The organism is Pseudomonas sp. NPDC096950 (assembly GCF_044762525.1).
Lineage (GTDB): Bacteria > Pseudomonadota > Gammaproteobacteria > Pseudomonadales > Pseudomonadaceae > Aquipseudomonas.
Genome location: NZ_JBIWEL010000003.1, coordinates 209,362 through 234,281, shown reverse-complemented (window position 1 = coordinate 234,281; position 24,920 = coordinate 209,362). Strand labels below are relative to the sequence as shown.

General features: G+C 61.0%; 24 protein-coding genes. 14 read left to right on the top strand and 10 right to left on the bottom strand.

Annotated features, from left to right (window positions below; all coding sequences use genetic code 11):
• Positions 1 to 8: 8 nt before the first annotated feature.
• The 3 genes from ACIQY3_RS08125 to ACIQY3_RS08115 all read right to left on the bottom strand — a co-directional run bounded on the left by ACIQY3_RS08125 (position 9) and on the right by ACIQY3_RS08115 (position 2,985).
• The gene (locus ACIQY3_RS08125; RefSeq protein WP_403018415.1) at positions 9 to 1,064 is read right to left on the bottom strand and encodes an alpha/beta hydrolase; all 1,056 of its coding nucleotides are present in this window, start codon (positions 1,062 to 1,064) and stop codon (positions 9 to 11) included.
• Between the two features lie 59 nt (positions 1,065 to 1,123).
• Entirely contained in the window at positions 1,124 to 2,218 is a 1,095-nt protein-coding gene (locus ACIQY3_RS08120) for an alpha/beta fold hydrolase (protein ID WP_403018414.1), read from the bottom strand.
• A gap of 110 nt (positions 2,219 to 2,328) precedes the next feature.
• Positions 2,329 to 2,985, bottom strand: a complete 657-nt coding sequence (locus tag ACIQY3_RS08115) for an O-methyltransferase (RefSeq protein ID WP_403018413.1) — start codon at positions 2,983 to 2,985, stop codon at positions 2,329 to 2,331.
• A gap of 131 nt (positions 2,986 to 3,116) precedes the next feature.
• Here ACIQY3_RS08115 and ACIQY3_RS08110 point away from each other — a divergent pair, with 131 nt between their 5' ends.
• The 4 genes from ACIQY3_RS08110 (at position 3,117) to arsH (ending at position 5,657) form a co-directional block, all read left to right on the top strand.
• Entirely contained in the window at positions 3,117 to 3,749 is a 633-nt protein-coding gene (locus tag ACIQY3_RS08110) for a TetR family transcriptional regulator (RefSeq protein WP_403018412.1), read from the top strand.
• A gap of 367 nt (positions 3,750 to 4,116) precedes the next feature.
• A complete protein-coding gene (locus tag ACIQY3_RS08105; RefSeq protein ID WP_123515291.1) occupies positions 4,117 to 4,464 on the top strand; it encodes a metalloregulator ArsR/SmtB family transcription factor in 348 nt (115 codons plus the stop codon).
• A 20-nt stretch (positions 4,465 to 4,484) separates the two neighbouring features.
• Complete coding sequence (locus ACIQY3_RS08100; RefSeq protein WP_403018411.1) at positions 4,485 to 4,955, top strand: arsenate reductase ArsC; 471 nt, start codon at positions 4,485 to 4,487, stop codon at positions 4,953 to 4,955.
• Positions 4,956 to 4,967: 12 nt separating this feature from the next.
• The gene (arsH, locus tag ACIQY3_RS08095) at positions 4,968 to 5,657 is read left to right on the top strand and encodes an arsenical resistance protein ArsH (protein WP_403018409.1); all 690 of its coding nucleotides are present in this window, start codon (positions 4,968 to 4,970) and stop codon (positions 5,655 to 5,657) included.
• Positions 5,658 to 5,790: 133 nt separating this feature from the next.
• Here arsH and nirD read toward each other — a convergent pair whose 3' ends face one another.
• Together nirD and nirB are read right to left on the bottom strand one after the other, a co-directional pair.
• A complete protein-coding gene (nirD, locus tag ACIQY3_RS08090; RefSeq protein WP_403018408.1) occupies positions 5,791 to 6,177 on the bottom strand; it encodes a nitrite reductase small subunit NirD in 387 nt (128 codons plus the stop codon).
• Positions 6,177 to 8,738: a nitrite reductase large subunit NirB gene (nirB, locus tag ACIQY3_RS08085; protein ID WP_403018406.1), complete on the bottom strand. Its 2,562-nt coding sequence runs from the start codon at positions 8,736 to 8,738 to the stop codon at positions 6,177 to 6,179. The genes nirD and nirB overlap by 1 nt, the downstream gene beginning before the upstream one ends.
• 570 nt (positions 8,739 to 9,308) lie before the next feature.
• Between nirB and ACIQY3_RS08080 the strand changes: the two genes are divergently transcribed.
• Positions 9,309 to 13,364 carry a molybdopterin-dependent oxidoreductase gene (locus tag ACIQY3_RS08080; protein WP_403018403.1) on the top strand — a complete coding sequence of 1,352 codons (4,056 nt, stop codon included), beginning with the start codon at positions 9,309 to 9,311 and terminating at the stop codon, positions 13,362 to 13,364.
• On the opposite strand, the gene ACIQY3_RS08075 is transcribed toward ACIQY3_RS08080, so the two are convergent.
• Positions 13,358 to 14,260, bottom strand: coding sequence for a LysR family transcriptional regulator (locus tag ACIQY3_RS08075; protein ID WP_403018402.1), 903 nt, complete (start codon positions 14,258 to 14,260; stop codon positions 13,358 to 13,360). The genes ACIQY3_RS08080 and ACIQY3_RS08075 overlap by 7 nt on opposite strands.
• Positions 14,261 to 14,389: 129 nt before the next feature.
• Between ACIQY3_RS08075 and ACIQY3_RS08070 the strand changes: the two genes are divergently transcribed.
• A complete protein-coding gene (locus ACIQY3_RS08070) occupies positions 14,390 to 14,848 on the top strand; it encodes a GFA family protein (RefSeq protein ID WP_403018400.1) in 459 nt (152 codons plus the stop codon).
• The gene (locus ACIQY3_RS08065; protein ID WP_403018399.1) at positions 14,845 to 15,300 is read left to right on the top strand and encodes a GFA family protein; all 456 of its coding nucleotides are present in this window, start codon (positions 14,845 to 14,847) and stop codon (positions 15,298 to 15,300) included. The genes ACIQY3_RS08070 and ACIQY3_RS08065 overlap by 4 nt, the downstream gene beginning before the upstream one ends.
• Positions 15,301 to 15,370: 70 nt before the next feature.
• Here the strand turns inward: ACIQY3_RS08065 and ACIQY3_RS08060 are convergent, their stop codons facing one another.
• The gene (locus ACIQY3_RS08060) at positions 15,371 to 16,576 is read right to left on the bottom strand and encodes an MFS transporter (RefSeq protein ID WP_403018398.1); all 1,206 of its coding nucleotides are present in this window, start codon (positions 16,574 to 16,576) and stop codon (positions 15,371 to 15,373) included.
• A 119-nt stretch (positions 16,577 to 16,695) separates the two neighbouring features.
• On the opposite strand from ACIQY3_RS08060, the gene ACIQY3_RS08055 reads away from it, so the two are divergent.
• On the top strand, positions 16,696 to 17,322 hold the full coding sequence (locus ACIQY3_RS08055) for a TetR/AcrR family transcriptional regulator (RefSeq protein ID WP_403018396.1): 627 nt from the start codon (positions 16,696 to 16,698) through the stop codon (positions 17,320 to 17,322).
• 52 nt (positions 17,323 to 17,374) lie between these two features.
• On the opposite strand, the gene ACIQY3_RS08050 is transcribed toward ACIQY3_RS08055, so the two are convergent.
• Positions 17,375 to 17,797: an HD domain-containing protein gene (locus tag ACIQY3_RS08050; RefSeq protein WP_403018394.1), complete on the bottom strand. Its 423-nt coding sequence runs from the start codon at positions 17,795 to 17,797 to the stop codon at positions 17,375 to 17,377.
• A gap of 31 nt (positions 17,798 to 17,828) precedes the next feature.
• Complete coding sequence (locus ACIQY3_RS08045) at positions 17,829 to 19,451, bottom strand: diguanylate cyclase domain-containing protein (RefSeq protein WP_403018765.1); 1,623 nt, start codon at positions 19,449 to 19,451, stop codon at positions 17,829 to 17,831.
• Between the two features lie 177 nt (positions 19,452 to 19,628).
• Here ACIQY3_RS08045 and ACIQY3_RS08040 point away from each other — a divergent pair, with 177 nt between their 5' ends.
• Both ACIQY3_RS08040 and ACIQY3_RS08035 read left to right on the top strand, forming a co-directional pair.
• Positions 19,629 to 20,099, top strand: a complete 471-nt coding sequence (locus ACIQY3_RS08040; protein WP_403018764.1) for a hypothetical protein — start codon at positions 19,629 to 19,631, stop codon at positions 20,097 to 20,099.
• Positions 20,092 to 20,520, top strand: a complete 429-nt coding sequence (locus tag ACIQY3_RS08035) for a nuclear transport factor 2 family protein (RefSeq protein ID WP_163914230.1) — start codon at positions 20,092 to 20,094, stop codon at positions 20,518 to 20,520. The genes ACIQY3_RS08040 and ACIQY3_RS08035 overlap by 8 nt, the downstream gene beginning before the upstream one ends.
• Positions 20,521 to 20,668: 148 nt before the next feature.
• Here ACIQY3_RS08035 and ACIQY3_RS08030 read toward each other — a convergent pair whose 3' ends face one another.
• Complete coding sequence (locus ACIQY3_RS08030; RefSeq protein ID WP_403018392.1) at positions 20,669 to 21,058, bottom strand: ester cyclase; 390 nt, start codon at positions 21,056 to 21,058, stop codon at positions 20,669 to 20,671.
• Positions 21,059 to 21,173: 115 nt separating this feature from the next.
• On the opposite strand from ACIQY3_RS08030, the gene ACIQY3_RS08025 reads away from it, so the two are divergent.
• The 4 genes from ACIQY3_RS08025 to argE all read left to right on the top strand — a co-directional run bounded on the left by ACIQY3_RS08025 (position 21,174) and on the right by argE (position 24,920).
• The gene (locus tag ACIQY3_RS08025) at positions 21,174 to 22,520 is read left to right on the top strand and encodes a flavin-containing monooxygenase (protein ID WP_403018761.1); all 1,347 of its coding nucleotides are present in this window, start codon (positions 21,174 to 21,176) and stop codon (positions 22,518 to 22,520) included.
• Positions 22,521 to 22,540: 20 nt separating this feature from the next.
• Positions 22,541 to 22,957 carry a RidA family protein gene (locus ACIQY3_RS08020; protein ID WP_054051217.1) on the top strand — a complete coding sequence of 139 codons (417 nt, stop codon included), beginning with the start codon at positions 22,541 to 22,543 and terminating at the stop codon, positions 22,955 to 22,957.
• 140 nt (positions 22,958 to 23,097) lie between these two features.
• Complete coding sequence (locus tag ACIQY3_RS08015) at positions 23,098 to 23,775, top strand: DUF1028 domain-containing protein (protein ID WP_403018391.1); 678 nt, start codon at positions 23,098 to 23,100, stop codon at positions 23,773 to 23,775.
• Positions 23,772 to 24,920 (top strand): acetylornithine deacetylase, encoded by a 1,149-nt coding sequence (gene argE, locus ACIQY3_RS08010; protein WP_403018390.1) that lies wholly within the window; start codon positions 23,772 to 23,774, stop codon positions 24,918 to 24,920. The genes ACIQY3_RS08015 and argE overlap by 4 nt, the downstream gene beginning before the upstream one ends.

Here is a 24,920-nt window from a genome sequence, read left to right as displayed (position 1 = left end):
CCTTCGATTCACAGCGTGCGGGCGTAAAACGCGGTCAACTGATCCATTGCGACGTCCACATAACGAGGCACCCAATAGGTTTCGATATGAGTCGCGCCCTCGATCAAGAACAGCTTTTTATCCTGCGTGCCGGTGGCCTTGGCAAACGCCTGCTCTGACATGTACAGGCTGTCAGCCTTGCTGCCCGCGAGCATCAGCAACGGCTTATCGATCAGTTCGATTTGATCGGTGGCATCGAAACTCATCAGGTCCAGCAAACTGCTCAAGGTGTACCTGAAGGTCGAGTTGGGGTGGGCATGGGTTTTTCCGTAATACTCAAAACCCTGCCGGTACAGATCAAACGGCAACTTGGCGATCTGCTCGTCAGTCAGCGTGGCATCCCCGGTATAGAGAACCTCCCCACCTGCCGATTCCTGGGCCCGGGCGGCCGAAGCTTGCTGCAAGCGTTGCTGGATTGTGGACACTTGCGAATCCCGGTAGCCATTACGGCGTACCAGGCCGGAATTGAACATGCTCAAGGTTGCAATCGACTGGAAGCGCTTGTCGGTCTGCGCCGCCTTCAATGAGTAACCGCCGCCACCGCAAATACCGAGCAAGCCAAGACGTGCAGCATCAACGCCGGGATAACGGGCGATGAAGTCGGCCATGCCATGGATGTCTTCGATGCGGTTGGCGGGCTTGTCCACATTGCGCGGCTGACCGCCGCTGGCTCCCTGATACGCGGCATCTGCCGTGATCGCAATGTAGCCCTGACCGGCCAGACGCTGGGCATACAGTCCGGCCACCTGCTCTTTCACCCCGCCATTGGGATGCGCCACGACGATGGTGGGATATTTCTTCGCCGCGTCATAGTTCGCGGGGGTGTAAACGTTGGCAGCAATGTCCAGGCCGTTAAGTTTGTATGTGACCGAGTGGAGGTTGACCTTGCCCGGCTCGTTCTTCACCAGCGCACCGCCGTAGGTCAATGTGAAGGGATTCTGCTTGTAGTCAGCGGCTTCAATCTCGGCGGCAGAGAGCCCGATCATGGCGGCCAGAACGGTGGCTTTTATCGTGGTTCGCGTCATAGGGATATTCCTGTCGATTCCTGTTTCGGCGTGCATGTCGGCCATCGCCGTGCACGTGTTCAATCCAGTTGCTTCTCTGCGAGAAACGTCGACACCAGATCGGCGATCTCGACGTTGTTGAGGTCCGAGAAAGGAAAGTGAGAATTGCCCTTGATCCCGATCTCCGGCAGGTGAATCAGCCTGACGTCACCGCCATGCCGGTTCACGGTGTCGCGCCACAGGCGCGCCATCTCAAGGCGTGCGCGCCAGCTGTCCTGCGCAGGCAAACGCACCGGTTTGTCGGGGATGTTGTCGCCATAGAAGATCACGATGGGGATGCGAGTCAGCGCTGCGAACTGCACCTTCGACACGACCTGCGCCGAGAGCGTGTCGAACGCGCTAGGGATCGGTGCCGGCGCCTCCCCTTCCGGAAAAACAAAATTGCTACCCGGCTCGAATGCCACGATAGCCCGCACATTGGGACTCTTGATCGCCGTCAGCCAACCCGGCCCGCCACCCTGCGAGTGAGTGAACAGGATGGCCGGGCCGGTCTTTTCCAGCAGCGCCGAGACGCCATCGGAGACGACCTCGATATCGTAAGGGCCGGTGTTGGGCGTCATCGAACGAAAGAACTGCTCCAGCGCCTGCGGCCCACGTGGAAACTGGCTGCCTTCGAAGGCGTCGGGCCACAGGCCGATGCGGAACTGGTTGAACCACATCTGTTCGTCCGCCACCGGTTTGAGCGTGGTTTCAACCAGGCTGCGTCCCGCATCGCCACGGCGCGGCTGGTCGATCAGATAGGTGGAGAAACCGCGACGCAGGAAGATGTTCTGGAACCCTTCACGCCCATCGGCCGTGGTTTCCCACGACTTCGCAGACTGCCCGGCGCCATGCCACATGACGATCGGAAGCGGGCGCGCTTCTACCGGGACCTGGTAGAACGCGTAGACATGGTCGCCGTGATAGGTCTGCCCATCGGGTTTCATCGGCGCGTAGGGATCAAAAACACCCGGCTGGGTGGCCAGCCTGCCGCCGGCAATCAGGCTGCCCTGATCCTTGATGACCAGTGGACTGCGATCGTCCGCATCGACGACCGCACTGGTGCTCAGCGCGAAACACAGGGAGCCCGCCTTTGCCAGGGCAGGTATGCATTTGCGGATAGTGTGCTGGGGCATGGATTGCTCTCGGCTGAACGTGCAGAGAAGCAACTTACCTTTCGACTATTGATTGATAAACAGTGCTAATCGGATAGCACTGATACCAAAAACACATAACTGTGACTGAGTTACCGCAATCGCACCGACAACTCCACGTCTTCACCAAAAGGCACCGACAGGTATCCATTTGCTGGCGAGCGCACGTAGGCCAGGTATTCAGGGCAGTAATCGGAGTTATCGGCCACCACCAGGGCGCCGGGCCGGAGACGACTTTCCACCAAACTCAAGACGTCGCCATAGAGCGCTTTGGCGCCATCGAGCAGCAGCAAATCGATGGCCTCGGGCAGATCGGTTGCCAGGGTGACGAGTGCATCGCCCTCGCGGATTTCCACCAGATTGCTGACCCCGCCTTCGATCAGGTGTTGGCGCGCCACGGTGATCTTGGACGGTTCGAACTCACTGCTGATCAGCACGCCGCCGCCGTTGTCCCGCAGTGCGGCGGCCAGGTGCAAGGTTGAAAGGCCGAACGAGGTGCCGAATTCGACGATGGCTCGCGCCTTCGAGCTGCGCGCCAGGGTGTACAGCAATTTGCCGGTGTCGCGGGATACCGGCAGCCACGCGTCTTTGAGCAGGCCGTAGAGTTCAAGGTAGTCGGTCTTGCTGTGCATGAGGCGGTCGCGTTCTTCATTGGAAAAGTCGCTGAAAACCGGGCTGGTGGCGGCATTGGCTTGGGCGTACAGGCGTTCAATCAGCGGTGCCACAGGGGCCGAGGTGATGGTGGTCATGGGTGCTTTCCGTTTGTAGGTTGAGCGCCTGGAGGCGCCGGGGCTAAGATGCGACTAATCCGTCGCATTAAAATTATGCGAGCCATTCGTCACATTCGCTATTCGCATTAGCCCCGAGGCCCGGAGCCTTTATGACACCCCGCCAGACCTCGCAGATTTCCTCACGCAAACAGCCCCAGCAGGCCCGCTCGACCGAGTTGGTGGCGGCCATTCTGCAAGCGGCTACTCAGGTTTTGGCCAAGGAAGGCGCTGCGCGTTTCACCACTGCCCGCGTGGCGGAAAAAGCCGGTGTCAGCATCGGCTCGGTGTACCAATATTTCCCCAACAAGGCCGCCATCCTGTTCCGGCTGCAGAGTGATGAGTGGCAACAGACCACGCAAATGCTGCGCGGGATTCTGGAGGATGCGGGCAAGCCGCCGCTGGAGCGGCTGCGCGTGTTGGTGCATGCGTTCATATGTTCAGAGTGCGAGGAGGCGCAGATGCGGGTGGCGCTCAGTGATGCCGCGCCGCTCTATCGTGACGCGCCGGAAGCTCATGAGGTTCGTGCGGCGGGGCAGCAGATTTTTCAGGATTTCATGCTTGAGGCGTTGCCTGAGGCCTCAGGCGAAACTCGCGCGCTGGCGTGTGATTTGATCTCCACGACGCTCAGTTCGGTGGGGAAGTCCTTCTCGGGAAGTCCGCGTAGCCATGAAGAGATCGCGGTTTACTCGGACGGGATGGCGGATATGTTTTGTGCCTACATCAGGACGCTCAGCCTGCGCTGATGCCGATCAGTTAAGGACTCCTTGTGGGAACGGGCTTGCTCGCGAAGGCAGTTTCACATTCAACGTTGATGGGGACTGACCCACCGCCTTCGCGAGCAAGCCCGCTCCCACATTTTTGTTCAGTGTTGTTCGCAACATTTTTGCGCCGACACAGATCCCCTGTGGGAGCGGGCTTGCTCGCGAAGGCGGTGGGTCAGTCTGCATTTATTCTGAATGTGCCGGCCTCTTCGCGGGCAAGCCCGCTCCCACAGGGGATTGGGATTGGGTAGAGATTCGGCGTTCACTGGTCACCTGATGTGAGAGCAGGCTTGCTGAATATATATGGATATCCGTATATTCGAATATTCACATATCAACGACCTCCCCCATGCTCAGTCCTCCAGCCATCTACAAATGCCTCTCCGACGAAACCCGCGCCCGGGCCACGCTGCTGATCACCCGCGAGGGCGAGTTATGCGTTTGCGAGTTGGTCTGTGCGCTGGATGACAGTCAGCCAAAGATCTCCCGTCATCTGGCCCAGCTCCGGTCTTGCGGTTTGTTGCTTGATCGACGCCAGGGGCAATGGGTGTATTACCGGCTCAACCCGGAACTGCCCGCCTGGGTGCGCGCTGTTCTTGAAACCACGCTGCACGCCAATGCCGACTGGCTTGAAGAAAACAGCGCACGGCTCAAGCAGATGAACGACCGCCCCCTCAACACCGCAGCGTGCTGCTGACCTGACCCAACGGAGTTTTCATGCGAGTCCTATTCATGTGCACGGCCAACAGCTGCCGCAGCATCCTTTCCGAAGCGATGTTCAATCACCTGGCGCCGTCGGGTTTCGAGGCGGTCAGCGCCGGCAGTTTCCCCAAGGGCCAGGTGTTGCCCCGCAGCCTGATCACGTTGCAAGAAGCCGGGATCGCCACCGATGGCCTGAGCAGCAAAGGCAACGACGCCTTCGAGGCCAACCCGCCGGACATCGTCATCACCGTCTGCGACAAGGCCGCCGGTGAAGCCTGCCCGGTGTACTTCGGTCCGGCATTGAAGGCCCATTGGGGGCTGGAAGATCCGTCGGAAGTGACGGGTGACGAGGCCACGATCTCCACCGCTTTCCACGCGACCCTCGCGCGTATCGAAACCCGCTGCCGGGCCTTTCTCGCCCTGCCCTTCGCCGAACTTGATCGCGATGCCTTGAAGCGGGAACTCGACCGCATCAGCACGCTGTAACCGGAGCCGTCCATGCCTCATCCACTGCCCAACCTCGACGCGTCATTGATCCAGCCTCGTGACCATGACGATCAGCACAAACCACGAATCCTGCTGTTGTACGGCTCGACCCGCGCCCGCTCCTTCAGTCGCCTGATGGTCGAAGAAGCGGCCCGTTTGCTTGAGCACTTCGGTGCCGAGACACGGATTTTCAATCCCTCAGGTTTGCCGCTGCCGGACGACGCGCCGAACGATCACCCGAAAGTCCGGGAGCTGCTGGAACTGATGCAATGGTCGGAGGGCCAGGTCTGGTGCTCGCCGGAGCGGCACGGTTCGATGTCCGCCGTGTTCAAGGCGCAAATAGACTGGGTGCCACTGGCCATCGGCGCCGTGCGCCCAACCCAAGGCAAGACCCTGGCGGTGATGCAGGTATGCGGCGGCTCGCAATCCTTCAACGTGGTCAATCAACTGCGCGTGCTGGGGCGCTGGATGCGGATGTTCACCATCCCCAATCAATCATCCGTGCCGAAGGCCTTTCTGGAGTTCGACGAGGACAACCGCATGAAGCCCTCGGCGCTCTATGACCGGGTGGTGGACGTGATGGAGGAACTGGTGAAATTCACCCTGCTGCTTCGCGATCGCCCGGATCTGGTTGACCGCTATTCGGAGCGCAAGGAATCGGCTGAAGCGCTGACCCAACGGGTTAATCAGCGCTCGATTTGATAGCACCAGGCATTCAAGCCAAACACAAACAGTGTGGGAGCGGGCTTGCTCGCGAAAGCAGTTTCACAGTCAACATTGATGGTGACTGACACACCGCCTTCGCGAGCAAGCCCGCTCCCACAGGTTTTGCGCGCTAGCGAGTTATCAACGTTCCCACTTCCACCGCCCCGCCATTGAGCCTGACCGGCCACACCCGCAACCGCTGCTGCGGATACTCCAGGCAACTCCCGTCCTCCAGCCGAAAATGCTGCTTGTAGATCGGCGACGCCACCACCAGATCGCCCTTGATGTTGCCGACCAACCCGCGACCGATCACGTTCGCCCCGGATTGCGGGTCGTGGTTGTCGATGGCGAACAGGGTCTGGCCCTCGGCATCCGGCAGGTAGAATAGCGCCACTTGCGCGCCATCAAGCCACACGACCCCGCCAGAGTTATCGACCAAATCCTGTTGCCCGCACACGGTCTGCCAGGCTTCGGCGTTTTCCGGAACGGTAACGCGTTGGGTATTGGGAAGGCTCATCAGGCAATCTCCTCGGTGACCGGGATCAGGTTGAGTTCGGCGGCCATGATCGGGCGCCGTTGGCCGCGTTCCTGGACAAAGTGGATGTCCGGGTCCGGGCGTTTGTCGTTGACGAAGGTGCGGAAGCGCTTGAGTTTTTCCGGATCCTTGAGGGCGTTGGCCCATTCGCATTCGTAGCGATCGACCACCAGTTGCATCTGCGCTTCAAGCTCTGCACCGAGCCCGAGGCTGTCGCTGATGATCACGTCTTTGAGGAAGTCGAGGCCACCCTCCAGGCTTTCGCGCCACACCGAAGTGCGCTGCAATTTGTCGGCGGTGCGGATGTAGAACATCAGGAAGCGGTCGATGTAGCGGATCAGGGTTTCATCATCGAGGTCGGTGGCGAACAGCTCGGCATGTCGCGGGCGCATGCCGCCGTTGCCGGCGATGTAGAGGTTCCAGCCCTTCTCGGTGGCGATCACGCCGACGTCTTTGCTCTGGGCTTCGGCGCATTCGCGGGTGCAACCGGACACGGCGAATTTGAGTTTGTGCGGCGAGCGCAGTCCCTTGTAGCGGTCCTCGATAAGCAAGGCCATTTTCACGCTGTCCTGCACGCCATAACGGCACCAGGTGCTGCCGACGCAAGACTTCACCGTGCGCGTGGATTTGCCGTAGGCGTGCCCGGTTTCGAAACCGGCCTCGATCAGCTCGCTCCAGATGTCCGGCAACTCATGCAACTGCGCGCCAAACAGGTCGATGCGCTGGCCGCCGGTGATTTTGGTGTAGAGGTCGTATTTCTTCGCCACCACGCCAATCGCGATCAGTTTGTCGGCGGTGATTTCGCCACCGGGGATGCGCGGCACCACGGAGTACGTGCCGTTCTTTTGCATGTTGGCCATGAAAGTGTCGTTGGTGTCCTGCAACGGCACCAGCGACGGGTCCATGATCGGCTGGTTCCAGCACGAGGCGAGGATCGAGCCCACCGCCGGTTTGCACACGTCGCAACCGGTGTGGCCACGGCCATGTTTGGCCAGCAGTTCTTCGAAGGTAATCACCCCTTCCACTCGCACCAGCGCATAGAGTTCCTGACGGGTGTAGGCGAAGTGTTCGCACAGGCTCTTGTCGACGCTGACGCCACGGGCGATCAACTCATGCTCGAAGACTTGCTTGAGCAACCCGGCGCAACCGCCGCAACCGGTGCAGGCCTTGGTCTGCGACTTGAGCAGGCCGAGGTCGGTGCAGCCGCCGTCGATGGCTGAGCAGATCGCGCCTTTGGTGACGTTGTGGCACGAGCACACCGTGGCCGACTCGGGCAACGCGCCGGGGCCGAGGGTCGGTGCGCCTTCGGACGACGGCAGGATCAGGCTGGCCGGTTCCGCCGGCAAGGCAATCGCGTTCTGCATGTATTGCAGCAGCGTGTCGTAATAGCTGTTGTCACCCACCAGCACCGCACCCAACACATATTTGCCGGTCGGATTAACCACCAGACGCCGGTAGCTGGCAGTGGCTTCGTCGATGAACTGATAGCTGCGCGCGCCCGGCGTGTGGGCGTGGGCATCGCCGATGGAGCCGACGTCCACGCCCAGCAGTTTGAGCTTGGTCGACATGTCCGCGCCCAGGAACGGCTCGGCAGTCTGGTTGCACACCTGTGCGGCCACCCCACGGGCCATCTGGTAACCCGGCGCGACCAGGCCAAACAGGCTGCCATTCCACGCCGCGCATTCGCCGATGGCGTAGATGTTCGGGTCGCTGCTCAGGCATTCGTCGTTGATCACCACGCCACCGCGCGGACCGATGTCCAAGGCACATTGGCGAGCCAACGCATCTTGGGCACGGATACCGGCGGAGAACACGATCAGGTCGGTTTCAAGGAATTCGTCATTGGCAAAATTCATGCGGTAGCGGTAATCCGCGCCCGCGCTGATCGACTGGGTGGCGCGGGACAAATGCACACCCACGCCCAGGCGTTCGATCTGCGCCTTGAGCGCCAAACCGCCGAAGTCGTCCAGTTGCACCGGCATCAGGCGCGGGGCGAATTCGACGACATGCGCTTCCAGCCCCAGGCTTTTCAGCGCATTGGCAGCTTCAAGACCAAGCAAGCCACCGCCGACCACCACACCGCGCCGGGCGTTGGCCGCAGCAGCACGAATCGCGTCGAGGTCTTCCAGGGTGCGATACACCAGCCGCGAATCGCCCTCGGCACCCTCAATCGGCGGCACAAACGGATAGGAGCCAGTGGCCAGGATCAACTTGTCATAAGCCACGCAGCCTTGGGCGGTTATCACCTCGCAACGGGCGCGGTCGATTTCCAGCACCGGCACACCCAGATGCAAAGTGACCCCGGGCGTCTGGTACAGCGACGCATCCGATAGCGCCAGCGACTCGGCATCGCGGCCGGTGAAATACTCCGACAGATGCACGCGGTCGTAGGCCCGCATCGGTTCTTCGCTGAAGACGTGCAGGCGGTAGTGGTCCAGCGCCCCGCGCTCGATCAGTTGTTCGACACAATGATGTCCGACCATGCCATTGCCGATCACGATCAGCGTTTGCAATTTGTTCAACGCGGCAACATTGGAATTCATAAGAAGCACCCTTTGCACGGCCAATCACGGTTCAAAAAGCAAAAAAAAACGCCTGAAACCTTGCGGTTCCAGGCGTCTTTGCCTGTTCTTTTGCGGTGTTGAAACCGGACGTCTATGCCCGATCCACCGATGTAGCCCACGACCTGTTGGCCATTCGATCGTCGTTGACCGAGGGGGCGACCCACTGCTGTATTGACGGTGGGTTTGAACAAGGGCTTGCAGCGTTTGTGCCAACCGGTGCAAGCCAGCAGCTACGGCGCCCGGAGGTTGTCACAGCGATTGGAAACGCGGATATCGCGCCTCCGACTGGTGCACGGCGCCATATAAAAGTGCACCGAATACGCATGACGGCTTGCCGGACAGGGGCGCGAATCCCGCTGATTATCTACCGCTCAAGCCTGAACAATACTTCTGGCGCGTGACTTGCAATAACACCAGCAAAGCAGTCAACGCAGATTGCCCACCTACGACAAAGGCGCCGTGTAACTCCCGTTTTTTTAACGGAGGGTCACATGGCGCTTTTTTTGTTTGCGGGTCGGGCAAATGCAGGCAAAAGGTCAAGGGGCGAGGATGACAAACACCAGCGTACGCAGCGTCTGTCCTTATTGTGGCGTGGGTTGCGGCATCGTCATGCAGGTCGCGGACAACCGGGTCGTCAAGGTCACCGGCGACAAGACGCACCCGACTAATTTCGGCCGACTCTGCACCAAGGGCACCACTTGCGGGCAGGCAATCGCCGAGTCGGGGCGGATGGAAAACGCCTACCTGCGTCATGAACGCGATCGTGATCCGGTGCGGATTGGCATGGACCAGGCGATCAGCGAAACCGCCGGCCGACTGCGCGCCATTCTTGATCGCGACGGCCCGGATGCGTTGGCGTTCTATGTGTCGGGGCAGATGTCGCTGGAAGCTCAGTACCTGATCAACAAATTGGCCAAAGGCTTTGTCCGCACCAACAACATCGAGTCCAACTCGCGCCTGTGCATGGCCAGTGCCGGCAGCGGTTACAAGCTGTCCCTCGGCTCCGATGGGCCGCCGGGCTCCTATGAGGACTTCGATCGCGCCGACCTATTCTTCGTGATCGGCGCCAACATGGCTGACTGTCACCCGATTCTGTTCCTGCGCATGATGGATCGGGTCAAGGCCGGGGCGAAGCTGATTGTGGTCGATCCACGGCGCAGCGCCACAGCGGACAAGGCTGGTCTGTTCCTGCAAATCAAACCGGGGACGGACCTGGCGTTGCTTAATGGCTTGCTGCATCTGCTGGTGAAAAACGGCCACACCGACCCGGACTTCATCGCTTCGTTTACCGAAGGTTGGGCCGTCATGCCGGCGTTCCTCGAAGACTACCCACCGGCCAGCGTCGCCGAGATCACCGGCATCCCCGAAGCCGACATTCGCCAAGCCGCCGAATGGATCGGCCAGGCCGCCGAGTGGATGAGTTGCTGGACCATGGGCCTCAACCAAAGCACCCACGGCACCTGGAACACCAATGCCCTGTGCAATTTGCACCTGGCTACCGGCGCGATTTGCCGACCGGGCAGCGGGCCGTTTTCCCTGACCGGGCAACCGAATGCCATGGGCGGTCGCGAAATGGGTTACATGGGCCCGGGTCTGCCGGGGCAGCGTTCGGTGTTGGTCGAGGCGGATCGGCAATTCATCGAAGACCTGTGGCGGCTCCCCCACGACAGCCTGCCGCGCAAGGTTGGCGGTGGCACCGTGGCGATGTTCGAGCAGATGAGCGCCGGCCAGATCAAGGCCTGCTGGATCATCTGCACCAACCCGGTCGCCTCGGGGCCCAACCGGCAGAAAGTGATTGAAGGTTTGCAGGCCGCCGAGCTGGTGATCACCCAGGATGCGTTCCTCGACACCGAGACCAACCGCTACGCCGACATCCTCCTGCCCGGCGCGCTGTGGGCCGAGGCCGAGGGCGTGATGATCAACTCCGAGCGCAACCTGACGCTGATGCAAAAAGCCGTGGAGCCACCCGGCGAGACGCTGGCCGACTGGCACATCATCGCCCGGGTCGCCTGCGAAATGGGCTTCGCCGAGGCCTTCACCTATACCTGTGCGTCGCAGGTTTTTGAAGAGATCAAACAGGCCTGGAACCCGAAGACTGGCTACGACATTCGCGGAGCCAGTTATGCGCGACTGCGGGACCAACCGCTGCAATGGCCCTGCGCGACAGGCGAGGCGGCGGATCGCAATCCGATTCGCTACCTGAACAACGGCGTGAGCCAGACGCTCAAGGTCGACAACGATGGCCGCCAACCCACCATCGTGTTTGCCACCGAGCACGGCAAAGGCGTCTTCCTCCCGCGCCCGCACATGCCGCCGGCGGAGATGCCGGGCGTGGACTTTCCCTTTGTGCTCAATACCGGTCGCTTGCAGCACCAGTGGCACACCCTGACCAAGACCGGCAAGGTCGCGACCCTGAACAAGCTCAATCCGGGGCCGTTCGTGGAGCTGCACCCGGAAGATGCCGCCAACCTCGGCATCAAGGACAAGGATCACGTCGAAGTGCGTTCAGTGCGCGGCCGCGCGGTGCTGCCGGCGGTGGTCACCGACCGGGTACGTCAGGGCAACTGTTTTGCGCCTTTTCACTGGAACGATGTGTTCGGTGAAAACCTGGCGATCAACGCGGTGACCAACGATGCCGTCGACCCGATTTCGCTGCAGCCTGAATTCAAGTTTTGTGCGGTCGCCTTGCAACGGGTGGAATTGATCGAGCATCAGTTTCTCAACGTGCCGGCGGCTATCGACACTCCCCCCTTGTCCGAGGAATTGCCCATGTCGCGCATCGAGGCCTTCGCCGATCTCGCCGGCATCAGCCGCGTGCCTTCTCCACCACTGAGCGACAGTGAACGCACTTACCTCGCCGGTTTTCTCAGCGGTTTGCAGTCCCCGGCCGGACGCCAGACAGGTGGCGTCCCTACCCTGCCCGCCAATGCGCCACTGGCGGTTGACTCGAGGCTGTGGCTGGATGGTTTGCTGGGTGGGTTGTTCAGCCGCGTCGAATCAGGCATCCCCCAACTGAACAGTGACAGCGCTCCCACCGTGACCTTGCTGTGGGCCTCGCAAACCGGCAACGCCGAAGCCCTGGCGCAGCGTTTTGCCACACGGTTACGCGCCGATGGAATCGCCGTGGAACTGAGCGCCATGGCGGATTTCCCGGCGAGCAAACTCGCGACCACCCAGACCCTGGCCCTGATCAGCAGCACCTTCGGCGACGGTGATCCGCCGGACAATGGCGAAGGTTTCTGGCACACCCTGAAGACCGCCGAAACCCGTCTGGAATCGCTGCGTTTCGCGGTCCTGGCGCTGGGCGATCCCAATTACGACCAGTTCTGCAAGCACGGCAAACAACTCGATCAACGCTTGCAGGAATTGGGCGCGATCCGGCTGCTGGAACGGGTCGATTGCGATACGGAATTCGAAGAACGTGCGGAGGCATGGCTAAGCCAATTCCAACAAACGCTGAAACCGGCGGCACCGAGCATCGCCGTCAGCCCCACCGAAACGCCCGGCAAAGCCAAGCCTCACGCGTCACGCCTACTGATCAACCGTCACCTGAACCAACAGAGCCGCCACAAGGAAACCCGCATGTTTTCCCTGGACCTGGCGAACTCCGGGCTGAGCTACAAAGCGGGCGATGCGTTGGGCGTAATGCCGCGCAACTGCCCGGAACTGGTCGATGAATTGCTCGACCTGACCCGGCTCGATGCTGACACCACCGTGACCGTCGACAAGTTCGGTGAAGTTCCGCTGCATCAGGCGTTGACCGAACACCTGGAAATCGCCCGCCCCAACATCGACACCTTGGCCTTTATCGCCGAACGCAGCGCCAACCCGGCGTTGAAACACCTGCTGGGCAGTGAACGCAAAGCGGACTTGAAAGACTGGTTGTGGGGCCGGCAACTGGCGGACGTGCTGCAGGAATTCCCGATCGACTGCTCGGCGCAAGAGCTGCTGGGCACGCTCAAACGCCTGCAACCGCGGCTGTATTCGATTGCCTCAAGCTCCAAGGCGCACCCACAGGAAGTCCATCTCACCGTGGCCGCCGTTCGCTACGGCAAACGCAAAGGCGTGTCCTCGACCTTCCTTGCTGACCGTTTGGAAAACGGCGAAGTACCGGTATTCGTCCAGCCATCGAAACACTTCCGCGCGCCCGCCGATGGCAGCCTGCCGATGATCATGATTGGCCCCGGCACCGGTGTCGCACCGTTCCGCGCCTTCCTGCAAGAACGTCGCGCCCGGGGCGATCAGGGCCGCAACTGGCTGTTCTTCGGCGAGCAACACGCCGCCACCGATTTCTACTACCGCGAGGAACTCCAGGGCATGCAACATGACGGCCTGCTGACACAACTCAGCCTGGCGTTTTCCCGGGACCAGCCAGAAAAGATCTACGTGCAGGACCGCATCCGCGAACAAGGTGCGGAACTGTGGCGCTGGCTGCAGGAAGGTGCGCAGGTGTACATCTGCGGCGATGCCGGGCGCATGGCCAAGGATGTCGACCAGGCGTTGCGCCAGGTGGCGCAACGGCATGGCGGGTTGAGTCAGGAAAGTGCTGCGGATTACTGGCGGCAGATGAGTGAGCAGAAGCGCTATTTGCGGGATGTTTACTGAATGGGAGGTTGCTCCAGGAAATCCCTCAGGCTTTCGCCCAACGCATCAAACACCAGGGCAATCCGTTGAACCCGGCGCATGTCTTGATGCATGGCAATCCAGACATCGACTGAAAAATCCACCTGCCCAGGCAATACCCGCACCAGTCCGTAACGCTGGGCCAACTGACTGGAACAGACGCCTATTCCCAACCCTGCACGAAGTGCAGCCAGTTGCGCGAGATGATCGTCGGTGCGAATGAGGGCATGCTCCGCCGCGCAGTCGAAGCCTCTTTCGCGCAGAAATTCTATTTCCAGTAGATTGCGATCCGGCCCGATCAGCGGGTAGCGATGCAACTCCGCCGCAGTAGCCGGCGTGCCCTGCTCCGCCAGCAAATCAGGCGTAGCGTACAGCCCGACGCGCAAGTCACCCACTTTGCGCGTCACCACCGATGCCTCGGTCGGACGACGGATACGCACCGCCACGTCAGCCTCTTGCCGTGCCAGCGCTTGCAGACGGTTCGACACGCTGAGTTCGATGGCCAATTGCGGACAGGCCTGGCGCAAGGTGCGCAACATCGGTGGCAGCACTTCAACCCCGAGCAGTTTGCTGCTGGTCAGGCGAACCGTGCCGCTGGCCAGCCCCGCATCGGCTGACGCCGCCCGATTGAAGGCGTTCGCCGCCATGGCCATGGCTTCGACATGGCTGATCAGGTCCTTGGCCATCTCCGTCGGCAGCAATCCGGCGGGTGAACGGATGAACAGGCTGACGCCGACGCTTTGCTCCAACGCCTCGATCCGTCGCCGCGCCGTCGCCTGCGCAATGCCCAACAAACGTGCCGCGCCGGACAGGCTGCCGGTACGCAGTACGGCCAGAAAGGCTCGCTGGGTTTCCCACTGTAGTTGAGGAGCGTTCATACATTTCCTGTGAGCCGTTGGGCAACTTTGGCTGATGTTCTTTCTGCAAGCACAGCGTCATGCTGGCCAAGAATATCCCATGGGCAACCTGCTTTATCCGCTGCCCTGATGCTGAAAGGAGCTTTTCATATGACGCTGACCGGCCAATGTCGCTGTACCGCCGTGCATTACACCCTCGCAACCGATGCGCCACTGGCGGTCTATGCTTGTCATTGCAGGGATTGCCAGACCTGGAGTGGCAGCGCGTTCGCCCTTCACGCGTTGATGCCATCCGAGGCCATCGCCCATGAAGGTCCGGTGACGCACTATGCCTATGACGCCGACAGCCAGCATTCCATTCACACGTTGTGCAGCGTCTGTCATACCCGACTCTACAACACCACCAGCGCGGCGCCGGGCATGTTGGTGCTGCGCGCCGGGACGCTGGATCACAGCCCAACCCTGCAGCCTGTCGCGCATATCTGGGTCAGACACAAACAACCCTGGCTGACGTTGCCGGAGGGTATCCCGACCTGGACGCAAAGCCCGACCCCGCAGGCATTCGCTCAAGCGTTGCAGCCATCCGAAACGGCACCGGAGGTTCGATGAATCACTCAGTCATGGATAAAGGCAGTTGTCGTTGCGGCCAGGTTGTTTTTGAGCTGCGCGCCCCGCCGCTCATCACCACCGCCTGCCATTGCACGGGTTGCCAGAAAATGGCGTCCAGCGCTTTCTCTCTGAGTGTTCTGGTGCCGGCGGAAAGCTTTGTGGTCACACAAGGCAACCCCGCCATCGGTGGCTTGCATGGGCCAACGCAACACTTCTTCTGCCCGCATTGCCTGAGTTGGTTGTTTACCCGTCCGGAAGGCAATGATCAGGTGATTGGCGTGCGTTCCAGCCTGCTCGAAAACCCGCAGCGCTACGCCCCGTTTATCGAAACGTGGACAAGCGAAAAGCTGCCGTGGGTCGCGACCGGCGCAGAACATGGCTTTGAGCAATTCCCTGCGCCGCAGGACTTTGGACCGCTGGTTCAGCAATACGCACAGCGCGGTCAGAACTGAGAAAAGCAGTGCCGCCGAAACGGCACTGCCTTCAACCGCAGGCCGGGTTTTGCGCTGCGTCTCTCGCTTATCAATGACCGGTCACCACAGCGCCTCCTTGCCGCTGACCCTGCGGAAAACCATGCACCCGTGCGCCCACTGCAATCCATAATCCCGCCAGCAACAGCAACAGCAACACCCACGGAAACGAGACAACGCCGACCTGATCCAGCAACACACCCCCCAATAACCCGGCAATGGCAATCGCACCGTTCCAGGCCACAACGTTCATGGACAAGGCGACATCCGCGCCCTCGCCGGCCGTATCCGCCAGCGCAGTTTGCAGCAATGTGGCGGCACCGCCGAAGGTCAGGCCCCAGACAAAGGTGCCCAGGTAGATGACGATCACAGACTGGGAAAAGAACCCGAAAACGAAGGCCGTCGCGGCGAACGCGGCGAGGCTGATCAACACGGCGTTGCGCAGATAGCGGTCCACCAGGCGACCGGTAATCCAGATACTCAGCAGTGCCGCGATACCGAACACCAGCAGCACGCGATCAATATCGCTGGCCAGCCCGGCCGGGGTCACGAAAGGCGCGACGTAGGTGTAGAGAATGTTGTGCGCCAGCATCCAGGTCATCACGACCCCGAGCACCGGTCGAACGCCCGGGGTGAAGAACACCCGGCCCAACGGCATGCGTTCGGAACCTGCCTGGCCAGGATAATCCGGGACTTTCGCCAGCACCCAGACAATCAGCCCCACCGTCAGAACCGACATCAACCCAAACGCCGTGCGCCAACCCACCAGGCTTCCCAACCAAGTGCCTAACGGCACGCCCAGCGACAACGCAATCGGCGCGCCCACCATCGCCACGGCCATGGCGCGCCCTTGAAGGTGCACCGCCACCATGCGCCGCGCATAACCGGCCAATAGACTCCACGCCAACCCGGCAGATACCCCTGCGAAGAATCGGGCAATGAGCGTCAACCCGTAGCTCGACGACCAGGCCGTGACGGAATTGAACACGAGGAAACCGACGATAGTCAGCAGCAACACACTACGGCGCCGCCAGCCTTGGGTGGCGATGGTCAACGGAATGGCCGCCAGCAACGAACCCAACGCATAGACGGTGACCATTTGCCCGGCCAGTGATGGCGAAACATTCAGACCACTGCCGATCTCGGGCAATAACCCGGCCGGCAAGGTCTCGGTGACGATACAAATAAAGCCTGTCATGGCCAGCGCGAGGAGCGCGCCGAGGGGTAACCGTTCATTTTCAAGCTGACTGTCCTGCATGTTTTTGCTCCTGATTACGCACTTATGTATCGAGTGGTATAAATCTAAAGAGCAAACAGGACATGGTCAATGACTTTTGTATCGACTAGTATCTAAGTACACGATTACCGGAGGTGAACATGGCAACAATGGGCCGCCCGCGCACGTTCGACCGTGACGAGGCAATCACGCAGGCAATGCACCTGTTCTGGGAGCACGGCTATGAATCCACTTCACTGAGTCAGCTCAAGGCAGCCATCGGCGGCGGTATCTCCGCGCCCAGTTTCTATGCCGCGTTCGGCTCAAAAGAGGCGTTGTTCCAGGAAGTAATCGAGCGTTATCAAAATTCCCACGGCCGCGTGACCGAGAGCCTGTTCGACCCCCTTCTGCCCCCGCGCGAAGCCATCGAGTCGACCTTGCGCCGCTCCGCCAAAATGCAGAGCGAAGCTGGCCATCCTCCGGGCTGCCTGGTGACGCTGGGCGTCATGCACACTTGCTCGGCACAACCCACGGCGGTTTCTGCACCGCTGGCCGAAGCCAGGGCTCGTAACAGGGCGGGCATCATTGTTTGCATCGAGCGCGGCATTGCCCAGGGCGAACTGCCGACCGAGACCGACACGTCTGCGCTGGCCGCCATGTTTGACAGTTTTCTGTTGGGCCTGACAGCGTTGGCCAGAGACGGGATTCCCCACGCGGTGATGGACGCGTCGGTGACTCAGGTCATGGCTGTGTGGGATGCCTTGGGCGCAACCACAGGGCGACGGTAAATCAACGTCGCGGCCCACACGGCGGGATGGGGGTGTTTTTTGATCTGGCAGATTACGACCGCAGCACCCCAATCGCCCGCCGATACTTCTCAACCCGCTCCAAGTCATCCCATGACGGCTGCGCAATCCTGGACAAATCGCTGTTCTCTTCCAGATCCGCCAGCTTCACCACCCGCCCGATCGGGTTCAGCGCCGCGCGTTCGACGAACGCTTCATAAGACTCGCCCGGCACTTTGGTGACCGACGCGATGGCCTCCAGCACCGCTTCGCTGAAGCCTTCCTGACGCAGGGCTTCGAGGCTGATGCCGGTGTCTTCCACCACGTCATGCAGTACGGCGACGATCCGTTCTTCCAGGGTCGTCACCCGCAGCATGACTTTCAGCGGATGCAGGATGTAAGGCGCGCCGCCCTTGTCGACCTGCCCTTCGTGGGCGGAAGCGGCGATAGCGATGGCACGTTCCAGTGTCTGGCTCATTTCGGTTCTCCTTGAGTTAAACGCCAATGGCCTAAAGCTTGTACGTCACATACCGCCCACGCCCGGTTTTCTTGGCCTGGTACATGACCCGGTCGGCGGCCAGCAGCAGTGTATCGGCGGAACTCTGCCCGTTACCCAAGGCGATGCCAATCGAAACACCGACGATGCACACTGTGCCGGAAATGAAGAACGGCGCGCTCAAGGATTCGATGCAGTGGGTCGCGACGGTGCCCAGGGTTTCTTCGGCATGGGCCCCAAGGTCGCTCAGCAGCACGACAAATTCGTCACCGCCAATGCGCGCCAGGGTGTCGCCCTCGCGCACCACCGACGAAAAACGCCGCGCCACCTGACGCAGCACCTCATCGCCGGCCTCATGCCCCAGGCTGTCGTTGATGTGCTTGAAACCATCGAGGTCCATAAACAGCAAGCCGACTTGAGTGTCTGTGCGTCGCGCCTGCGCCAGCACTTGCCGCAGTTGGCCAGAGAGATGGTGCCGGTTGGTCAGCCCGGTCAGGGTGTCGTGATGCGCGATTTTTTTCAGTTCATCCTGTTTGTCATTCAACTTGAGCAGCAGGCGATTGAACGCCGAGATCAAGTGCCCGACTTCATCATCGCGCACCACCGCCAGGGGCGCGTGGGGCAGTTCATCGCGGGTCATGCGGTCGGCCTGCTCGGCGGCGCGGAACAGGTGACGGAAAACAAAGTACAAACCGATGGAAGCGAACGTCGCAAAAAACAGAATCGACAACACCGCGCCTTTCAGCAAGAAATGCTGGGTGCGCGTCACCGTGGCAAACGCCTCGCTGGCCGGCAAGCGCGCGACGATGAACCAGTTGGCGCTGGGGACGGCGGCGATGGCGGCGACTTCCTCGACGCCTTTGGAATTGAGCGTCATCCCGGTGCCGCGAAACCCCGCCACCGCCCGATCATGCAGCACATTGACGCCGGTAGCCGAGGTGGGCTTGAGTTGCACGTTACGGTTGGACGACTCGATAAACAATTGACTGTCGGGGAATACCAGCAGGAAATCCCCCGTGGCATCCCCCACGCGACTTTGCAGCAGCGAATCCAGAAGCCCTGTCGTACCGAGCACGCTGACGCCAACCAGCACGGCCTGGACCTCACCGGCGGCATTCTTGATGGGCGCGGCCATGGGCAGGATCGGTGTTTGGGTCGTTTTGTCCAGCGCCGGTTGACCGATCAAGGAGCGCCCCGCCAGCCCTGCCCGCACGTAATCCCGCTCGGCGTAATCGGTCTCGACGGGTTCCGGATAGTTCCCGAGCACACGCCCCGTTGGGCCGACGATGAATAAGTCCGCGGTGAACAGCGTCTGGTACGCGTAATGCTCTTTCAGCCACGCCTGCAACTGCTGCGGTTGTGTCAGCAGCTCGACCGGAACGGAATCGGCCAGGCGATCCAGCATCAGTTGGCGCTGGACGATTTTGTAGTCGATATCCCGGGCGACATAGGTGGCCAGGGTCAATTGCTGGCCTTCCACCACGGCGCTCAAATCTTCACGCAGGAAGTTGGTCAAGACGAAATAGCGCACCACCGCGCCAAAAATGACCATGCACAGCGCCAATAACAGCAGTCGAGTGACGATGCTGTGAGCGATACGGCTGAAGCGCAAGGGCGTGTGATGATGTTTTGGCATCACGGGAGTGTATCCGAGAGCGATCCGCTCTGTGGTGATGTTTTCCACTGGCGGCGCAGGCCGCCATTCCTGTGTGGGGATGGTCATGGCGGTGCATAGCATTCTGGTTCCGCGCTGGGGCATGATGGTGAAAATCGTCGAGGACGACGCGTGACCCAACACCGAATCAACCTGATCATGCCCGCCAGCGCGGCCGACGCGTTCGAGGCCTTCCATAATCACACGGTGCGCATGCAGTGGGACACGCTGCTGTCGCGCGCTGGCGTCGAAGGTGGCGGTATTCGTCCTTACACCGGTGCAATCACATTCAATGAAGGCCGAGGCTGGAAGCGCTACTTTTCCATGCGCACCCGCTTCGTCAACTTCCAGCCAGGGCAAGTCGCCGCCGCGCTGCTGGTCGAGCCTGAAGGCGTGTTTGAGTGGTGGGCGGCGTCGATGCGCCATCGCGATCTGGGTGACAACACCTCGGAGTTGATCTACACCTTCAGCGTCCGTTTGCGGCCACGCTGGCTGGGGTGGTTGCTGGATCCGCTGGTCAATCGTATTTTCGAACACGAAACGCGCCAGCGCTTCGCCGCGATGGCCGAGTATTTGCAGGCTCGCCCGGCGCTCACAGAACAACAAAAAACAGGAGTTGATAATGTCTGAACTGAACCTGCATCCCAAAGCCGCAGAATCCCTGACCCTGTGGCACGCGATGATCCGCACCGGGAACTTGCAAGCCTTGCCCGAATTGCTCGACCCACAAGCCGTCTTCCGCTCGCCCATGGCGCACACGCCTTATCCAGGCGCGGCCGTGGTGTCGATGATCCTCAACACCGTGTTCGACGTCTTCGAAAACTTTGAATACCACCGCGAACTGGCGACGGCGGACGGGTTGAATGTCGTGCTGGAGTTCAGTGCCAACGTCGGCGGAAAAGCGCTGAAAGGCATCGACATGATCCGCTTCGATGAACAAGGGAAAATCGTCGAATTTGAAGTGATGGTGCGTCCGCTGAGTGGTTTGCAGGCGTTGGGGGCGGAGATGGGCAGCCGACTTGGCGCTTATCTGGCGGCGAGCAAGGCCTGATCGGACCTTAATGCTGTCCATGTGGGAGCGAGCCTGCTCGCGAATGCGGTGTGTCATTCAGCGGTGATGTTGGCTGACCCACCGTCTTCGCGAGCAGGCTCGCTCCCACAGGGTTTTCAGGTGAAGTCAAAAATGTATCTGGCACCATTCAAATAATCTGCGCCGCGACCGCAGCCTTATCGATCACCGACCACACGGCGCAAATCTTCCCCTCCTTGAACTCGTAAAACACATTCTCGCTAAACACTACCCGCCGCCCATTCACCGGCAAGCCAAACAATTCCCCCACGGGCGTGCAATCGAAGTTCAGCCTTGCAGCGATGTGCGGTGGGTCGGCGATAAGCCGTTCGATCACGAAGCGCAGATCGGGGATCGCGCGGAAATCCCGCTCCAGCATCGCCTGATAACCGGACACCCCGACGCGTTCGCCGTTGTAGTGCACGTTTTCATCGAGTAGTTGGCCCAGGGTCGGCCAGTCCTGGCGGTTGAGGCAGTCGATATAGGCGCAATAAGCATCGCTGAGTGCTTGTTTGTTCATGGCTCGATCTCTCCGTTAACCCTCTGCATCCGTTATTTATGCTCAGTTCCCAGCTTAATAATATTTTACCGATACCAGGGTGAACCCTAGTCTTGACCCCAAGAGATGGCAGGCCATAACCGACCTGACTCCCACTTCGAAGGGTAGAGAAATGACCACAGAAACAATAAAAACAGACACGTTGATTGTCGGCGCCGGTCAGGCTGGCGTGGCCATGAGTGAACACCTGAGCAAACTCGGTGTACCGCACCTGGTGCTGGAGCGCAATCGGATTGCCGAACGCTGGCGCACCGGGCGTTGGGATTCGTTGGTGGCCAATGGTCCGGCCTGGCACGATCGCTTTCCCGGTATGGAATTCGACGATCTGAGCCCCGACGGCTTTGCCCCGAAAGAGCGGGTGGCGGATTATTTCGAAGCCTACGCCAAGAAATTCAACGCCCCGGTCCGTACCGGCGTGGACGTACTGAAGGTCGATCGCAATGTCGGTCGCCCGGGCTTCACCGTTGAAACCTCCGAAGGTGTGATCGAAGCCAATCGCGTGGTGGCCGCCACCGGGCCGTTCCAGCGTCCGGTGATCCCACCGATTGCGCCGAAAGACGCGCCGTTCACCCAGATTCATTCCGCCGAATACCGCAATCCGCAGCAACTGCCCGAAGGCGCGGTGCTGGTGGTGGGCGCCGGTTCGTCCGGGGTGCAGATTGCCGATGAATTGCAGGGCGCGGGCAGGAAGGTCTATCTCTCGGTGGGCGCCCACGACCGCCCTCCTCGCGCCTATCGCAACCGTGATTTCTGCTGGTGGCTGGGGGTGTTGGGCGAGTGGGATCAAGCGGCAATGAAGCCGGGCCGTGAACACGTGACCATCGCCGTAAGCGGTGCCCATGGCGGCCGCACCGTGGACTTCCGTGGCCTGGCCCATGCCGGGATGACGCTGGTCGGTCTGACCCAGTCGTTCAACGGTGCCGTGGCGTCGTTCCAGCCGAACCTGGCGGAAAACCTCGCCCGTGGCGACGAGAACTACCGGGCGCTGCTCGATGCCGCCGACGCCTATATCGAACGCAATGGCCTGGACCTGCCGGAAGAACCCGAAGCCCGCCACACCTTCCCGGAGCCGGAGTGTGTGAGTAATCCGATTCTTGAACTCGACCTGGTCAAGGCCGGCGTGACCTCGATCATCTGGGCCACCGGTTTTGCCACGGATTACAGCTGGCTGAAGGTCAACGCCTTCGACGACAACGGCAAGCCGCAGCATCAGCGCGGCGTGTCCAGCGAGCCGGGTGTGTATTTCCTCGGCCTGCCGTGGCAGTCCCGTCGCGGTTCGTCGTTTATCTGGGGCGTATGGCATGACGCCAAGTACGTCGCCGACCACATCGCCATCCAGCGTTCGTACCTCGAGTACCGCGACGCGGACCAGCGTGCAGCCGAGACCGGCCCCGTCGCCCATAAAACCAGCGTCAGCGCTTAACTCTTGTTCAGGAGCTTCACATGTCCACGCCAACCCATACCCGTATTCGCATGTTCAACACCAAGGAAACCTACCCGAACCAGAGCCTGGACAACGACCTGTGCCAGGCCGTGCGCGCCGGCAACACCGTGTATGTTCGCGGTCAGGTGGGTACTGATTTCGAAGGCAACCTGATCGGCCTCGGCGACCCGCGAGCCCAAGCCGAGCAAGCGATGCGCAACGTCAAACAACTGCTGGAAGAAGCCGGCAGCGACCTGAGCCACATCGTCAAAACCACCACCTACCTGATCGACCCGCGCTACCGCGAGCCGGTGTACCAGGAAGTCGGCAAGTGGCTCAAGGGCGTGTTCCCGATTTCCACCGGGTTGGTGGTCTCGGCGCTGGGGCAGCCGCAGTGGTTGATGGAGATTGATGTGATTGCGGTGATTCCTGAGTAAGCACAGGTAGACCGAGGCGCGGCCTTCGCGAGCAAGCTCGCTCCCACATTTGGAATGCGTTCCCCCTGTGGGAGCGGGCTTGCTCGCGAAGACGCCCGCCCAGACACCCCTTTTGCCAAGGCAAAACAAGGAGCAAAACCATGACCTTCTCCATCGCCGCCAGATGCCCCGAAACCGGTCAACTCGGCATCGCCATCAGTTCCTCCAGCATCGCCGTCGGCGCCCGCTGCCCGTGGCTCGTTCCGGGTGTCGGCGCCGTTTCCACACAAAACATCACCCTGCCCTCCCTCGGCCCGGAAACCCTCGCGTTCATGGAGCAAGGGCTTTCACCCTCGGATGCGCTGGACAAGGTGCTGACCCGCAACGGCTACAGCCAATATCGCCAGGTCACCGCGATTGACCACCTCGGCCGCACCGCGCATTTCAGCGGCTCGGAAACCCTGGGCAACCACAATGCCGTGTCCGGCGAGCAATGCGTGGCCGCCGGTAACATGCTGGCGGATCGCTCGGTGATCGAGGCCATGGTCCGCTCGTTCGAGCAGGGTGAAGGTCAACTGGCCGACCGCTTGCTGGCCGCAATGCAAGCCGCGATGGTGGCGGGCGGTGAAGCCGGGCCGGTGCACTCTGCCGCGATGGTCGTGGTCGGTGAACTGACCTGGCCGATCATCAACCTGCGGGTGGATTGGGCCGAAGAAGATCCGATCGGCGAACTGGAAAAGCTATGGGACGCCTATCGCCCTCAAGTTCAGGATTACATCGACCGCGCCCTGGCGCCTGATCGCTCCCCTGGCTACGGCGTTGCCGGAGACGACCGATGAACAGCAGCCGCGATTTGCTTCAAGCGCTGGTGGCGTTCGACACCACGAGCCGCGAATCCAACTTGCAGCTGATCGAGTTTGTCCGCGACTACCTTGCCCGTTTCGAGGTGCCCTGCGAACAGGTCTACAACGAGCAACGCAGCAAGGCCAATCTGTTCGCAACCATCGGCCCCGCCCATCTGCCGGGCATTGTGCTGTCCGGGCACACCGATGTAGTGCCCGTCGATGGCCAGCCGTGGACCGTTGCGCCGTTCCAACTCACCGAGCGCGACGGCAAGCTGTTCGGCCGTGGCACGGCGGACATGAAAGGCTACATCGCCTGCGTGCTGGCCTTGGTGCCGTCGCTGGTCAAGGCCTCGCTGCGGCGGCCGGTGCACATCGCGCTGTCCTACGATGAAGAAGTCGGCTGCCTCGGGGTGCGCTCGCTGCTCAAAGCGCTGGAGCAACGCCCGGTCAAACCGATGCTGTGCATCATCGGCGAACCGACCGAACTCAAACCGGTGCTCGGGCATAAGGGCAAACTGGCGATGCGTTGCGACATTCACGGTGAAGCCTGCCATTCGGCCTACGCGCCGCTTGGGGTCAACGCGATTGAATACGCCGCCGAACTGATCGGTGAACTGGGGCGGATTGGCCAGCGGCTGAAAGCGCCGGAGCATCACGACGAACGTTTCGATCCGCCCTTCAGCACCGTGCAAACCGGGGTGATTGCCGGCGGCAAGGCGTTGAACATCGTCCCCGCCGATTGCCGTTTCGACTTTGAAATCCGCGCCCTGCCCTCGTTTGATCCAAGCGCTGTGGCGCAAGAGCTGAAGACCTACGCCGAGCAACAGGTTTTGCCGCGTATGCGCGCCGTAAGTGAACAGAGCGATATCCGCTTCAGTCAGTTGTCGGCGTATCCCGGTTTGGCCACTGATGCCCGCAGCGAAGCCGCTGAGTTGATCGCTGCCTTCTCGGGTTCCCGGGAGTTCGGCACGGTAGCGTTTGGCACCGAGGGCGGTCTGTTTGACGCGGCGGGGATCCCGACGGTGGTGTGCGGTCCGGGCAGCATGGACCAGGGCCACAAACCGGACGAGTTCGTCAGCGTCGAGCAATTGAACGGCTGCGACGCGTTGCTGCAACGGATGCTGGCATCGATCAGTTGA

What these genes read in the sequence shown, in the direction of transcription:
- ACIQY3_RS08125 (WP_403018415.1), bottom strand. Translation starts at nt 1,064, where the DNA reads ATGACGCGAACCACGATAAAAGCCACCGTTCTGGCCGCCATGATCGGG.
- ACIQY3_RS08120 (WP_403018414.1), bottom strand. Translation starts at nt 2,218, where the DNA reads ATGCCCCAGCACACTATCCGCAAATGCATACCTGCCCTGGCAAAGGCG.
- ACIQY3_RS08115 (WP_403018413.1), bottom strand. Translation starts at nt 2,985, where the DNA reads ATGACCACCATCACCTCGGCCCCTGTGGCACCGCTGATTGAACGCCTG.
- ACIQY3_RS08110 (WP_403018412.1), top strand. Translation starts at nt 3,117, where the DNA reads ATGACACCCCGCCAGACCTCGCAGATTTCCTCACGCAAACAGCCCCAG.
- ACIQY3_RS08105 (WP_123515291.1), top strand. Translation starts at nt 4,117, where the DNA reads ATGCTCAGTCCTCCAGCCATCTACAAATGCCTCTCCGACGAAACCCGC.
- ACIQY3_RS08100 (WP_403018411.1), top strand. Translation starts at nt 4,485, where the DNA reads ATGCGAGTCCTATTCATGTGCACGGCCAACAGCTGCCGCAGCATCCTT.
- arsH (WP_403018409.1), top strand. Translation starts at nt 4,968, where the DNA reads ATGCCTCATCCACTGCCCAACCTCGACGCGTCATTGATCCAGCCTCGT.
- nirD (WP_403018408.1), bottom strand. Translation starts at nt 6,177, where the DNA reads ATGAGCCTTCCCAATACCCAACGCGTTACCGTTCCGGAAAACGCCGAA.
- nirB (WP_403018406.1), bottom strand. Translation starts at nt 8,738, where the DNA reads ATGAATTCCAATGTTGCCGCGTTGAACAAATTGCAAACGCTGATCGTG.
- ACIQY3_RS08080 (WP_403018403.1), top strand. Translation starts at nt 9,309, where the DNA reads ATGACAAACACCAGCGTACGCAGCGTCTGTCCTTATTGTGGCGTGGGT.
- ACIQY3_RS08075 (WP_403018402.1), bottom strand. Translation starts at nt 14,260, where the DNA reads ATGAACGCTCCTCAACTACAGTGGGAAACCCAGCGAGCCTTTCTGGCC.
- ACIQY3_RS08070 (WP_403018400.1), top strand. Translation starts at nt 14,390, where the DNA reads ATGACGCTGACCGGCCAATGTCGCTGTACCGCCGTGCATTACACCCTC.
- ACIQY3_RS08065 (WP_403018399.1), top strand. Translation starts at nt 14,845, where the DNA reads ATGAATCACTCAGTCATGGATAAAGGCAGTTGTCGTTGCGGCCAGGTT.
- ACIQY3_RS08060 (WP_403018398.1), bottom strand. Translation starts at nt 16,576, where the DNA reads ATGCAGGACAGTCAGCTTGAAAATGAACGGTTACCCCTCGGCGCGCTC.
- ACIQY3_RS08055 (WP_403018396.1), top strand. Translation starts at nt 16,696, where the DNA reads ATGGCAACAATGGGCCGCCCGCGCACGTTCGACCGTGACGAGGCAATC.
- ACIQY3_RS08050 (WP_403018394.1), bottom strand. Translation starts at nt 17,797, where the DNA reads ATGAGCCAGACACTGGAACGTGCCATCGCTATCGCCGCTTCCGCCCAC.
- ACIQY3_RS08045 (WP_403018765.1), bottom strand. Translation starts at nt 19,451, where the DNA reads ATGCCAAAACATCATCACACGCCCTTGCGCTTCAGCCGTATCGCTCAC.
- ACIQY3_RS08040 (WP_403018764.1), top strand. Translation starts at nt 19,629, where the DNA reads ATGCCCGCCAGCGCGGCCGACGCGTTCGAGGCCTTCCATAATCACACG.
- ACIQY3_RS08035 (WP_163914230.1), top strand. Translation starts at nt 20,092, where the DNA reads ATGTCTGAACTGAACCTGCATCCCAAAGCCGCAGAATCCCTGACCCTG.
- ACIQY3_RS08030 (WP_403018392.1), bottom strand. Translation starts at nt 21,058, where the DNA reads ATGAACAAACAAGCACTCAGCGATGCTTATTGCGCCTATATCGACTGC.
- ACIQY3_RS08020 (WP_054051217.1), top strand. Translation starts at nt 22,541, where the DNA reads ATGTCCACGCCAACCCATACCCGTATTCGCATGTTCAACACCAAGGAA.
- ACIQY3_RS08015 (WP_403018391.1), top strand. Translation starts at nt 23,098, where the DNA reads ATGACCTTCTCCATCGCCGCCAGATGCCCCGAAACCGGTCAACTCGGC.
- argE (WP_403018390.1), top strand. Translation starts at nt 23,772, where the DNA reads ATGAACAGCAGCCGCGATTTGCTTCAAGCGCTGGTGGCGTTCGACACC.